Origin of the sequence: Pseudoalteromonas sp. SG41-1 (assembly GCF_014164575.1) — a bacterium.
Taxonomy (GTDB): Bacteria; Pseudomonadota; Gammaproteobacteria; order Enterobacterales; family Alteromonadaceae; genus Pseudoalteromonas; species Pseudoalteromonas rhizosphaerae.
In genome coordinates this window covers 1-13,367 of the sequence record NZ_JACJFL010000049.1, presented here as the reverse complement: position 1 = coordinate 13,367, position 13,367 = coordinate 1, and the positions used below count along the sequence as shown (strand labels likewise).

Sequence of the window (13,367 nt, the reverse complement as noted above, 5' to 3'; positions counted from 1 at the left end):
TTAATGAAATAATTATTTATTTTTAAATTATTTGGTGTCCGCGGACATAAATTGTGTCCGCTGCGGACACTTTACTATGGCGGCTAAGAAGCTGCCGCAGGCGTCAACAGGGTGAGCAAGCTAAAAACTTACTAACTAGCGTAAATTATGCAAAATGTGACTGTTGTGATGATAATTATGCATTAATTAGTGGCTTTAAATTTACCCATAAAAAGACACTGGAAAGAGTATTTACTCTAATGTGCACTGTGGTATCGACCTTGAACGACAGCAAAGAGATTCAATAAAAAAGAAAGCATTTATTTTCGCTACATAACTCAGTGAATATTTATTCATTTTCACTCTGGTTTACGTTAACGTAAACTGCAGTTTTGTAGAGCGGTTATTTTACAACTTGTTAAATATGACACCAGTGTCATAAAAAAATAACGGGTAAAATATCGCTAAATGTTAAAAATAGGCATGAAATAAAAAGATTGTGTTGTGGTGAGAAATATTCAAGAATGTGAATATGTATTCAAGGCGCTATTGACTCAATGTACAATTGGCGATAGTTTTGACTGTCTGCTAGCAAACCGTCGAGAAGGTCATTCATAGCTAGCTGTTGTAGCAAGGGGAGGGGTCTATGTTATACGACTCAAAATTAGAAAAAGATAATTGTGGCTTTGGCTTAATAGCCCAAGTTAATGGTCAGGCAAGTCATCGTTTAATTCGAACAGCGATCACTGGCTTAGACCGTATGGAACACCGTGGTGGTATTTCTGCCGATGGTAAAACAGGCGATGGCTGTGGCTTATTATTACAAAAGCCAGATAGCTTTTTTCGTGCTATTGCCGCTGAAAAAAATTGGCACTTGGGTAAAAATTATGCCGTTGGCATGATTTTCCTAAACTCAGATCCAGTACTTGCGCAAGCTGCAAAAGATATATTGAGTGAAGAACTCGAAAAAGAAACCCTCAATATTCAAGGTTGGCGAATTGTGCCAACAGATGAATCATGTTTAGGGCCAATTGCAATAAAGCAGTTACCTAAATTTGAACAGATTTTTGTTAATGCACCAGAAGGCTGGCGCCCAAAAGATTTAGAGCGTCGTTTATACGTTGCGCGCCGTCGTGCTGAAAAGCGTTTAAGCGAAGATGAAGGCTTTTACATTGCCAGCTTGTCAGGGTTAGTAACTATCTACAAAGGCTTAATGATGCCGGTGGATTTGCCTAACTTCTATTTAGATTTAGCTGATATCCGCATGACCAGCGCAATTTGTGTATTTCACCAACGTTTTTCAACTAATACACAACCGCGTTGGCCTTTGGCTCAGCCGTTCCGCTATTTAGCGCACAATGGTGAAATCAACACCATACAAGGTAACCGCCAGTGGGCTCGTGCTCGTTCATATAAGTTTGCATCGCCGCTTATTCCAGATTTGCAATCAGCAGCACCATTTGTCAATGAAACCGGCTCAGATTCATCAAGCCTAGATAATATGCTTGAGTTGTTTTTAGCTGGTGGTATGGATTTATTCCGTGCTATGCGAATGCTAGTGCCACCTGCATGGCAGAAAAACCGTGCGATGGATGATGACTTACGTGCATTTTACGACTTTAACTCTATGCACATGGAACCATGGGATGGCCCAGCTGGTATTGTGATGTCTGATGGGCGTTTTGCTGCGTGTAACTTGGACCGTAATGGTCTGCGTCCTGCACGTTATGTGATCACTCAGGATGGCTTTATTACCCTAGCTTCTGAAGTGGGTATTTGGGATTACACTGCGGATGAAGTGGTTGAGAAAGGCCGCGTTGGCCCTGGTGAGCTGTTAGTTATTGATACTCAGTTAGGTAAAATTTGGCACTCAGACGAAATTGATCGCGACCTTAAATCTCGCCACCCATATAAAGCATGGCTTGAGGCCAATGTTAAGCGCTTAACGCCGTTTGAGCAGCTATCAGAGCAAGATGCGGGCAACCGTTCATTTGATGATGAAACATTACTGAAATATCAAAAAATGTTTGGTTACACCAATGAAGAACTTGATAGCGTTATTCGCGTAATGGGTGAAATTGGTCAAGAAGCAACCGGTTCTATGGGGGATGACACGCCATTTGCAGTGCTTTCTGAAGGTAACCGTTCATTGTTTGATTACTTCCGTCAAAAGTTTGCGCAAGTAACTAACCCGCCAATCGATCCACTGCGTGAAAACCATGTAATGTCGCTGGCGACCTGTATCGGTAGTGAGCAAAACGTGTTTAACGAGACCACCGGCCATGCTAAGCGCCTACAGTTTGATACGCCAATCCTAATGTATGCAGACATGCAACAATTATTGAGCGCTGATCAGGCTCATTACAGCTATTGCAAAATCGATATCACCTACAGCAAAGAAGAAGGCCTTGGTGATGCAGTAATCCGTATTTGTGACGAAGCGCAAGAAAAAGCAGCTGGTGGCTGTGTCATGTTGTTTTTAAGTGACCGTAATTTTGATGAGAATAAGTTACCAATTCCTGCCGCTATGGCTGTTGGAGCGGTACAAAAGCGTTTAGTTGATAACAATTTACGTTGTGAATCAAATATCATCATTGAAACAGGTAGTGTCCGTGACGCGCATCAATTTGCGGTATTAATTGGTTTTGGTGCAACGGCAATTTACCCGTACTTAGCATATGAATCACTGGTTGCGATGAGTGACTCTAAAGTGATCAACAAGAGCTATTGCCAAGTTACGCTTGCTTATCGTAATGCAATCAACAAAGGCTTGTACAAGATCATGTCAAAAATGGGCATTAGTACCGTGGCATCGTATCGTTGTTCAATGTTGTTTGAAGCAGTTGGTTTGTCGGATGCAATTGTTGATACCTGTTTTAATGGTGTGGCAAGTCGCATTAAAGGCGCGTGTTTTACTGATTTTGATGATGACCAACGCAAGTTACATACTTTGGCATTAAGTAAACGTAAATTACTCAGCCATGGCGGCTTATTAAAGTATGTGCATGACGGCGAGTATCACGCGTACAACCCAGATGTTATTCAAACGCTACAAAAAGCGGTGCGCTCAGGTGAATATTCTGATTACAGCGTATACGCAGATCTTGTTAATAAGCGCCCAATTGCCACATTACGTGACATGCTTGCACTGAAACTGCCAGCAGAAGGGATCAGTATTGATGATGTTGAGCCAGCAACTGAGCTATATAAGCGTTTTGACTCGGCGGCAATGAGTATCGGTGCATTATCGCCAGAGGCGCATGAAGCGCTTGCAATTGCGATGAACCGCTTAGGTGGCTGTTCAAATTCAGGTGAAGGCGGCGAAGACAAACTACGCTATGGTACCGAGAAAAATTCACGTATCAAGCAAGTTGCGTCAGGTCGTTTTGGGGTAACACCACATTATTTACGCAGTGCTGACGTTATTCAAATTAAAGTAGCGCAAGGTGCAAAACCAGGTGAAGGCGGGCAATTGCCGGGCGAAAAAGTAACCCCGTATATTGCTAAGCTTCGTTACTCGGTACCGGGTGTGACCTTAATTTCGCCACCACCGCATCACGATATTTATTCGATTGAAGATTTAGCTCAGCTTATTTTCGATTTAAAACAAGTAAACCCTAAAGCGTTGATCTCAGTAAAACTAGTATCAGAGCCAGGTGTGGGCACAATCGCCACTGGTGTTGCTAAAGCATATGCTGATTTAATTACTATTTCAGGCTATGACGGTGGTACTGGCGCAAGTCCGCTAACGTCGGTTAAATATGCGGGTAGCCCTTGGGAGCTTGGTCTTGCTGAAACACAACAAGCGCTGGTTGAAAACGGTTTACGTCATCGTATTCGTTTGCAAACTGATGGTGGTTTAAAAACCGGCCTTGATATCATCAAAGCAGCTATTTTAGGTGCAGAGAGCTTTGGTTTTGGTACGGGTCCTATGGTTGCGCTTGGTTGTAAGTACCTGCGTATTTGCCACCTAAATAACTGTGCAACCGGTGTAGCAACGCAAGACGAAACATTGCGTCAAAAACATTTCCATGGCCTACCAGAAATGGCGATGAACTACTTTAAGTTTATTGCTCAAGAAGCCCGTGAAATTATGGCAAGCCTAGGGGTTGCCAAACTAACAGACTTAATCGGTCGTCTTGATTTACTCGAAGCGATTGAAGGTAAAACGGCAAAGCAGCAAAAAATTGACTTATCGTCAGTGATTGCACAGCCGAATAACCCAACTGGTGAAACCTTATACTGCAGCGCACCTAATACGTCACATTATTTAGGTAAGTTGAATGAAACCTTACTTGCTAAAGCTCAACAAGCAATTGATGAGAGCTGCGGTATTTCACTGGTCAGCCGTATTTGTAACACTGACCGTTCAGTGGGCGCGATGTTATCGGGTTATATAGCCGATAAGCATGGCAATCAAGGCATGGCAGCTGATCCTGTCTCGATTGAGTTACACGGAACCGCTGGTCAATCATTTGGTGTATGGAATGCTGGTGGCCTAGAAATGACCCTAGTCGGCGATGCTAACGATTACGTAGGCAAAGGCATGGCGGGCGGTAAGCTGGTTATTCGCCCACCACTGGGTTCGTCATTTGAAAGTCACAAAGCGACCATCGCAGGTAATACCTGTTTATATGGTGCAACGGGTGGCAAGCTGTTTGCTGCAGGTTGTGCTGGAGAGCGTTTTGCGGTTCGTAACTCAGGCGTACAAGCGGTTGTTGAAGGCGTAGGTGATAATGGCTGTGAGTACATGACCGGTGGCGTAGTTTGCGTGTTGGGCAATGTAGGCGTGAACTTTGGTGCAGGTATGACCGGTGGCTTTGCCTATATTTTGGATGAGCGTAATGACTTTGAAAAACGCATCAATCCAGAGCTAGTCGAAGTGGTGCTGTTAGATGAGCTAGCGTCACACCAAGAGCATTTGCGTGGTCTAATTGCTGAGCATTTAGAACTAACAGGCTCAAGCCGTGCAGAAACTATTTTAGCCAGTTTTGAAACGTATTTACCAAAATTCAAACTAGTTAAGCCAAAATCAAGTGATGTGAAAAGTTTACTCGGGCATCGCGCTCGTAGTAGTGCAGAACTTCGTGTTCAAGCACAGTAAGGGGGTAGTATGAGCGAGAATGTATATCAATTTATAGACGTGCAGCGGGTTGATCCCCGCAAAAAGCCAATTTCGTCACGTAAAAAATCATTTGTTGAAATTTACGAACCCTTTTCAGAGAAGCAAGTAAACTCACAAGCGGACCGCTGCCTAGATTGTGGTAACCCGTATTGTGAATGGAAATGCCCAGTGCATAACTATATCCCACAGTGGTTAAAGTTAATTCGTACTGGCCGTATTCTTGAAGCTGCGGAGCTATCACACCGCACAAATAGTTTACCAGAAGTGTGTGGCCGGGTGTGCCCGCAAGATCGTTTGTGTGAAGGTTCATGTACATTAGACGAAGAGTTTGGTGCAGTAACAATAGGTAATATTGAAAAATATATTACTGATACTGCATTTAAAATGGGCTGGAAGCCTGATATGTCGTACGTGGTATGGACCGATAAAAAAGTAGCTATCATAGGTGCCGGCCCTGCAGGCCTAGGTTGCGCTGATATTCTAGTGCGTAATGGTGTAAAACCAGTGGTATTTGACCGTCATCCAGAAATTGGTGGCTTGCTTACTTTTGGTATTCCATCGTTCAAACTTGAAAAACAAGTCATGCAAAAACGTCGTGAAATTTTCACCGAAATGGGGGTTGAGTTTAAACTTAATACTGAAGTCGGTGTTGATATCACAATGGATGAAATATTGGCCGAATACGACGCAGTATTTTTGGGAGTGGGGACTTATCAAAGCATGCGTGCTGGCCTTGAAAACGAAGATGCACCAGGTGTACATGATGCATTACCGTTCTTAATCGGTAATACCAACCGCGTAATGGGCTATGATGAGTCTAATCAAGCTTATCTTGATATGGCTAACCAAAAGGTTGTGGTACTTGGTGGTGGTGATACCGCGATGGACTGTGTACGTACTTCAATTCGTCAAGGTGCGGAAAAAGTAATCTGTGCTTATCGTCGTGATGAAGAAAACATGCCAGGTTCAAGACGTGAAGTGAAAAACGCCAAAGAAGAGGGCGTTGAATTTACTTTTAACGTGCAACCAACCGGTATCGTACTAAACGACAACGGCCATGTTGCAGGCGTACAAATGGTAAAAACCCAAATGGGTGAACCAGATGAAAAAGGCCGCAGCCGCGCAGAAGTAGTACCTGACTCAGAACATGTGATTGAAGCCGACCAAGTAATAATGGCATTTGGTTTCAAACCACACAAAATGGACTGGTTAGAAAAGTATGATGTAGAAATTAACCACTGGGGCGGTATCAACGCACCAGAAAAAGGTGAATTTACCCATCAAACAACCAACCCTAAAATCTTTGCTGGTGGCGATATAGTGCGCGGCTCAGATTTAGTAGTCACCGCAATCTTCGAAGGGCGTAACGCCGCCGAAGGGATCATGGACTACTTGAAAGTGTAAGAATTTTACGGGTCAAAGAGTAAAGAGCAAGCCGATTGGCTTGCTTTTTTTATGGCTTGGATAGTAGAGTTGTAAGCGCTAAGTCGTAAAATTTAAGCCATAAGCTTAAAGTTTGCGCGGTGTTAAATTAAGCAACGTAGGTAGGGGATAACTAAACCCAACGAAAAAATAGCCTATCAGTCTGCATCAAGGCTTTGCATTATCGGTTTTGTTAAATGTGCTATGAGCAGCCGTTGATAACCTTAGCCTATTTTTCATAATTCTAATTTAACAAGTGCTTCTTGCTCACCTTGATATAAATACACTGGGACGATTTCATGTTTCCCATTGTTTTCTCTAAGCTGAAAGTAATTTTCAGTACACTCATAAGAGTACGAGTTGTTTTCCCGGGGTATGATTTTTATTTTATTCTCACCTTCATATTGAGAGTAAAGTGTACCTTTTTCAAACGAGATTTTTAAAATTTTCGAATCGGAAGAACGATAACTTCCAACTAAAGATGCAGCTATAGCCTTTGCTTTTTGACTATTTACTGGCTTAGGGGATAAATTTAATTGTAGTGCTACCATGTCTAATAAAGCGGGACCAGGGTGTTTTGTGTCGATGTTGGTTAACGCTGTAGCGGTTAAATCTTCATTTGGGAAATAGACATGCCAAGCAAAAAATCCGGGAACTTGACCTTGGTGGCTAAAGCTATCTAATCCACTTATTTTGTATATATCTAAGCCATATCCATAATTCACATGCGCATTATTATTTAATAATGCCTTGGAGGTCATTAGTTTATAGCTTTCTTTTGAAATTACATGCCCTGACTTTAATGCATTCTGCCAAAGGTGCATATCAGCAAGTGTAGAAGCAATAGCGCCCGCAGAATAGATCCAACTACGATCAACATTCCATCGCCTTTCAGTTGAATCTTCCGGATTAATATACTTTTTAGGCTCATTACGACTAGTAGTGTAGCCGTTTATTTTCCCAGCAGATGTACCTTTAGTAATAACAAAAGTATTATCCATTTTCAGAGGTTTAAAAAATGTGTTTGACATGAACTGGTCATATGGAGTGTTAGAAGCAATTTCAATGACTTTTCCCAGAAAGACGTAACCCAAATTTGAATAACTATATTTTTTACCAGGCTCTGAGTTAAGAGGTTGTTTACTTATACTTTGTATAACTTGATCAATAGAAGCATATTTATCATAAATTTTACTTACTGAAGGGTCCCCTAAGTAATCTGGTAGACCAGAAGTATGGCTTAAAATTCTATCAATCGTTAAATACCTAAATTCAGGGTTAATATCAGGAATAAATTTCGCTAATGTATCTTGTAACGATAGTTTTTTTTCTTCCGATAGTTTCAAGATTGCTGCAGCAGTAAATGTTTTCGTTACAGAACCTATTTGAAATATATCATCTACATTGAGAGGTCTCTCAGTGTCAATATTTGCCAAACCAACCGCACCACTATAAATATGTTTACCTGACTGTTCTAACCTAACAACCATGCCAGGGGCTTTTGAAGAGTTATGGCACTGCATTAATTCAGCAAAGTTGTGTTGTTGTGCAACAGCTTTTATTCCATACATTCCTACACAAAGACAAAAAAATATATTTTTTCCCATAAACTATGTTCCCTTAATCATATAACAAACCTGTAAATAAAAAATACACACCGATTACAGATGTAATCAATACTGTCGCATAGATAACAGTTGTTTGCAATTTAATAAAGCAAACTAATATTATTCAATAACTTATTTCATATTTTAATGAAGTAATATTTGTTCATAATGGCCAAGTGAATGTAATAGCTTTATCAGAGGTCATTTTTTATCTTAAAGTGGTAGCGTTCTTATTTTAGTATTTTCTATTAATAGTAAAATGGTAAGTTATTGCTAATTATAAGTATTATTAGAAGGGGAGTTTGTTTTTATATAAAAACTAGAAAAGTTTCTTATATATATTACTTAGATGATACGAGTTAAATAAACTAGCCACTCAATGTCTACTTTATTGGGGCCATATCAGCTCGCTGTTGACTATCAGCTGAGTGCTATAAGGAGTCACTCATACAAAAGAGACAGACCCGATCCTATTATCCTTAATATTAAATCTGCAACGAACTAAATTATTAAAAAATTTAGCTAATCCCTAGAATTTCTATATCTAATGTTTTTCTATTATTATTTGTTTACGACTTTTCGTATCTATTTTCACAAATCCACCAATAGGAAAGCAAATATGGGGTGTTGTATGTCCAAAGTTTAAATTGTAAAGCACTGGAATTGATGCTAACTCTTGTTTGGATTGTATAATTTTTTTAAGCAAGGTCTCTGATACTTCTGACTTTAATTGAAATTTTCCAATGACAATGCCTTTAACGCTATCGAAATTTTTTTGATGAATTAACGATTGCAGATCTCTGTCAAAATTTGAAGGAGATGTTAACTCGTCATCTTCAAGAAACAATACAGCATTCGTTAAGTCAGGCATAAACTCAGTTCCTTGAAGCAAATTTAAAGTACAAAGGTTGCCTCCAACTATTTTCCCCTCAGCTTCACCATGATTTAAGACTTCTATGCCATTATCTTTATAAAAGTTTCTTTTTTCCTGATCTAAATACCATGCATCATCACTCCATTGTTCGGAGTTTATAACTTCATAAGGATCACTTGAGAATAAACACTTTTTAATATAATTTATTGAGAAATCAATCCCCTTAAGCATCCCCAAAGTTGAATATGCAGGCCCAGAGTATGTTACTAGCCCTGTTTTGTGGAATAATGCATTTGATAAAGCTGTAGTATCAGAGTATCCACATATAATTTTTGGATTTCTTTTAACAATATTATAGTCAATATATTTTAGTAATTGATTTACATTATCGCCCCCAATGACAGTAAAGATAGCTTTTACTTTTTTATCTAAAAATGCTTCATGTAAGTCTTCAATTCTTTCTTCTATAGATGAAGACGAAAAATCATCTATAGACTCACAATTCTTTGAAAATGACAATTTGAGGCCAAGCTCTTCAAACCTAGTGTTTGCTATTTCTCGCGTCTTTTTATCAATAATTGACAAACTTCTAGAAGGCGCAATTATCCTAACCTCATCATTCACTTTTAGCTTATTGGGGATTATCAATTTGTTCTCCTACCGGATACTTGAAACAGCATGTACATCAAAATAGATCGAACTTCGCAAAAGTGCCATCAGCAGACAGTGGTAACGCCCTCAAAACAGTTGGTTATAATTAGCGACGAAGGAGCAAAACCAACTGGAGGATGTAACTAATTTTGTCCTTGTTTAACAGCTTGTTAGGCTAACTTATCTCGCACTCTCTTTTACAAAGTCGTGGTTTGATGCTAGGTTTATTCTACTTTCTCGTATATAGCCGATCCCTGAGCCGTTACTATACACAAACCCTTTCCGTTTCCAACCTATAGTATGCGGCCATGCAGATGGAATAGGGTTAACCATTTGTGTATGAATCATTGCTTCTTGGTGATCTTTAGCTTCGCGCCAATCAACTACTTTATACCTTTTGCTTCCCTCAAATTCTTCGTCTAAGACAGCATAATTAATTTTATGTCTTGATTCTGGTCGACTATGTTTAATTGGAGTAAATAAATCAAACAACTGTTTTTCTGATTTTTTGTTTTTGAAGAATATATTTGCCCGACTGTTTAAAAACTGGTGCTCATTAAATAATATTATCTCACGCTCACTCTTTACATGAACCCAACCATTTTTATGAGGTATGCTATAAACATGAGGATCAAACCCTACACATAAAATATCTGGGGTTAATGGAAGCAAAAAAATAACTCCCGCAGAACCTAGTCCAAAATTACTTCCTGAGACTCTTTCATCAATAATATGCCACTTATTAGTTAAGACAGCAGGATCATCAGAGGTGATAAAGTCCATTTTTGTTTTATTTTTAATGAGGCATACTTTTAAGTCATTTAATAAAAACCTTTCTTGAACAAAGTTTTTCATTGAAAGCTGTACAGCTTCTTTCATCTCCATCTTAAAGTCTTTAGGATCTATGCCTGCAACTTCGCCCATGCCGTCAGTCATTTCGACGCTACGCCTAGAAGCAGCTTCAGTTCTCATATACTGTAACTGCCAAAAGAAGATTAAAAATTCACGATGATCGTTTGTTAATTTATATCCAGCACTAGTTATTTCTCTAATTACACCAGAATAACGACTTTCTATGGGTTGTAGAGCTTTCTCTAATTCAAGATCGTCCCCATAAAAATAACTTTTGGAACATTGACTTTTAATAGGGGCGCAGTTAATAAATTTTTCTCGATCAATATTAAATATATTAATTGAGGCTGTTGAGTTCTCATCAGAAAATTGTTTTAGGTAACATTGAGGGACATAATGTTGGTTTTTATTTGATGCCATATACACCTTAATATACGAATTAGCCTAACGCCCGGCTAACCGCGCAAATGTTTGATGCCGGCTTTTATGCGTTTCTTTGCATAAAAGGTTACAGCGAATATTTGTCCGTTTGAGCCGCTGGTTATGCTTCATTGATTTTGCTAAGCCCCGTAACTTTTGTGACCACACCTTTTGCAACTTTTTTCGGCCCTTCCATGCTGAAAAATTTAGTCCCCACTGAAATTCGAACAGAATGAAACTCCATCATTTCCTTGGCCACGATATGCATTCTAGCTTTCAGTTTACCGGTTAACGGAACACCGGTATCAATAGAATCACCGTTTTCGTCAATGAACTCTGGCCAAATCATAAACATTCGGCCTTCGGGGTTATTCTCTGCATAAGTTAAATCCCATCTTATACCATTTTTTGGTGGAGTTTTTCGTCCACCTTCTTGTACGGTAAAAATGGTAATTTCCGCTTCAAAAGCGTCAGGATGATCGTAAAGTTTATTCATAATTTTTGTGCATAACGCTCCGCATAAATGGCGGATAACAGTTGGCTAAACTAAGCGAAGAATGAGCGCCAGCCAACTGTTAGGCGTCCATTTTAATGCGTTTGTGTACGCCCGACATGGGCATTGACTTATGAGGTGAAAGTCCTCTGTAGGAAGATCACCGTTTAAATAACATTCTGTTATTAAACGATAACTACTAGCGAATGGCAAGGGCTAAATCGCGAGAGATAGTCTGGAGGAAGCCGTTAGCAAATCTGCGAGCTGATGAACAAAAACATCATATGAGGCGTAGGCTGAAGACGAGCTAGCACAAGATAGCGAAGTCATGTGATCTAACGGCCACCGTAAATGATGCAGTTGTGCAGAGAAAGTCGATGCACCTTATTCGGGGAGATCTGATAAACACGCATCCGCGCTAACGCTTGGAGGTTACCAGTTAGGGGCTGGTTGATCAACCCTTGGTGCTCTGGTTGCTGCGACCTACAGCGAGCGAAATAGCAGTAAACAAGCGTTAGTTTAGACGCGCTTTATCGAGTAATCGCTAGAGTGATTTATCAGAAGTCAGCAGACGGCATAGTAGCCAAACGCCCATCGTAATGGAGGGGACACGGTGAAGGCCTGAACATCTTAACCAGAGGAGATACTACAAATGAACTTGAATTCACATAGATCACCGTGTTGTGATGGTGATGAACAGCGTTCGACTGTGAATAATACCTCGAATGAATATAGCCAAACAGATCATGACCTGATGACAAGGGTACTAAGCAACCACAATATTAGTGCAGCATGGCAACATGTTAAGCGCAATAAAGGGGCTGCGGGTATTGATAATATGAGTATTGAAGAGTTTAATCACTTCGCTAAGTTACATTGGCTGGGTATTAAACAACAATTACTTAACGGCACTTATCAACCCTTGCCAGTCAAACGCGTGATGATACCCAAACCCGATGGCGGTGAGCGAATGCTTGGGATCCCTGCTGTTATCGACAGAGTGATCCAACAAGCCATTGCTCAAGTGATCAGCCCTTACTTTGAGCCTCAATTTTCACCACATAGTTATGGTTATCGCCCTCATAAAAGAGCCAGTCAAGCAGTGAACCATGTTCAATTTTGTGTTAAACAAGGTTATAAAACAGCGGTTGATATCGACTTGTCTAAGTTCTTTGATGAAGTAAACCATGACATGCTGATGAATCGTGTTGGTCGTAAAATCAAAGACAAAGCACTCATGCGCCTACTCGGTAAATACCTACGAGCGGGAGTAGCAGAGTGCGAAACAGGTCTGTGGTTTGAGTCAACCAAAGGAGTCCCTCAAGGTGGGCCATTATCCCCTTTACTTTCCAATATTTTACTCGATGAATTAGATAAGAAGCTAGCCTACAAACACCTTAAGTTTGCCCGTTACGCTGATGACATAATCATTTTAGTAAAAACGAAAAGCGAAGGACTAATAATCCAACGGGAAATTACTGCGTTCATCACTAAGCGATTAAAACTCAAAGTGAATGAATCGAAAAGTCGGGTCGGTCCAGTATCAGGCTCGAAATTTCTCGGGTTTACCTTCCGCTACGGTCAAGTGCAGATCCACGAACAGGCGCTAAAGAAATTTAAAGCAAATGTCAGGGAGCTCACTAACCGCAACTGGGGGATCTCAATGACCCTACAAATTCATAAACTCACACAGTATTTGCGCGGCTGGGGACACTACTACCTAATAGCCAACGCTTATCAGCTAACGGTGGATTTAGATCACTGGATCCGCCGTAGGATAAGAATGTGCTACTGGCGGCAATGGCGTAAACCTCGCACCAAAGTACGCAGTTTAATGAAATTGGGTGTTAGCGAACGACTCGCCATTGCATGTGGTATCACCAGTAAAGGTCCTTGTAGAAGCTCAAAAACAAAAGGAATTAACATTGCGATAGGCAATGACTA

General features: G+C 40.3%; 7 protein-coding genes. 3 read left to right on the top strand and 4 right to left on the bottom strand.

All coding sequences use genetic code 11. The features are described from left to right. The first annotated feature begins 625 nt into the window (after positions 1–625). Both gltB and H5203_RS19105 read left to right on the top strand, forming a co-directional pair. Entirely contained in the window at positions 626–5,083 is a 4,458-nt protein-coding gene (gltB, locus tag H5203_RS19110) for a glutamate synthase large subunit (RefSeq protein ID WP_182820143.1), read from the top strand. A 9-nt stretch (positions 5,084–5,092) separates the two neighbouring features. Beyond that, positions 5,093–6,508, top strand: coding sequence for an FAD-dependent oxidoreductase (locus H5203_RS19105; protein WP_145242132.1), 1,416 nt, complete (start codon positions 5,093–5,095; stop codon positions 6,506–6,508). A gap of 254 nt (positions 6,509–6,762) precedes the next feature. On the opposite strand, the gene H5203_RS19100 is transcribed toward H5203_RS19105, so the two are convergent. From H5203_RS19100 to H5203_RS19085, 4 genes are all read right to left on the bottom strand, one after another. Continuing rightward, positions 6,763–8,133, bottom strand: a complete 1,371-nt coding sequence (locus tag H5203_RS19100; protein ID WP_182779308.1) for a serine hydrolase — start codon at positions 8,131–8,133, stop codon at positions 6,763–6,765. A 544-nt stretch (positions 8,134–8,677) separates the two neighbouring features. Next, positions 8,678–9,655 (bottom strand): S66 peptidase family protein, encoded by a 978-nt coding sequence (locus H5203_RS19095; protein WP_220493129.1) that lies wholly within the window; start codon positions 9,653–9,655, stop codon positions 8,678–8,680. Positions 9,656–9,838: 183 nt separating this feature from the next. Continuing rightward, positions 9,839–10,930: a DUF4238 domain-containing protein gene (locus H5203_RS19090; protein ID WP_182820142.1), complete on the bottom strand. Its 1,092-nt coding sequence runs from the start codon at positions 10,928–10,930 to the stop codon at positions 9,839–9,841. Positions 10,931–11,051: 121 nt separating this feature from the next. After that, positions 11,052–11,426 (bottom strand): hypothetical protein, encoded by a 375-nt coding sequence (locus H5203_RS19085; protein ID WP_182820141.1) that lies wholly within the window; start codon positions 11,424–11,426, stop codon positions 11,052–11,054. 649 nt (positions 11,427–12,075) lie between these two features. Here H5203_RS19085 and ltrA point away from each other — a divergent pair. Continuing rightward, on the top strand, positions 12,076–13,367 hold a 1,292-nt coding region (gene ltrA, locus H5203_RS19080; protein WP_259401979.1), incomplete at its 3' end, for a group II intron reverse transcriptase/maturase.

Coding starts and splice junctions, on each gene's coding strand:
- gltB (WP_182820143.1), top strand. CDS start 626: ATGTTATACGACTCAAAATTAGAAAAAGATAATTGTGGCTTTGGCTTA.
- H5203_RS19105 (WP_145242132.1), top strand. CDS start 5,093: ATGAGCGAGAATGTATATCAATTTATAGACGTGCAGCGGGTTGATCCC.
- H5203_RS19100 (WP_182779308.1), bottom strand. CDS start 8,133: ATGGGAAAAAATATATTTTTTTGTCTTTGTGTAGGAATGTATGGAATA.
- H5203_RS19090 (WP_182820142.1), bottom strand. CDS start 10,930: ATGGCATCAAATAAAAACCAACATTATGTCCCTCAATGTTACCTAAAA.
- H5203_RS19085 (WP_182820141.1), bottom strand. CDS start 11,426: ATGAATAAACTTTACGATCATCCTGACGCTTTTGAAGCGGAAATTACC.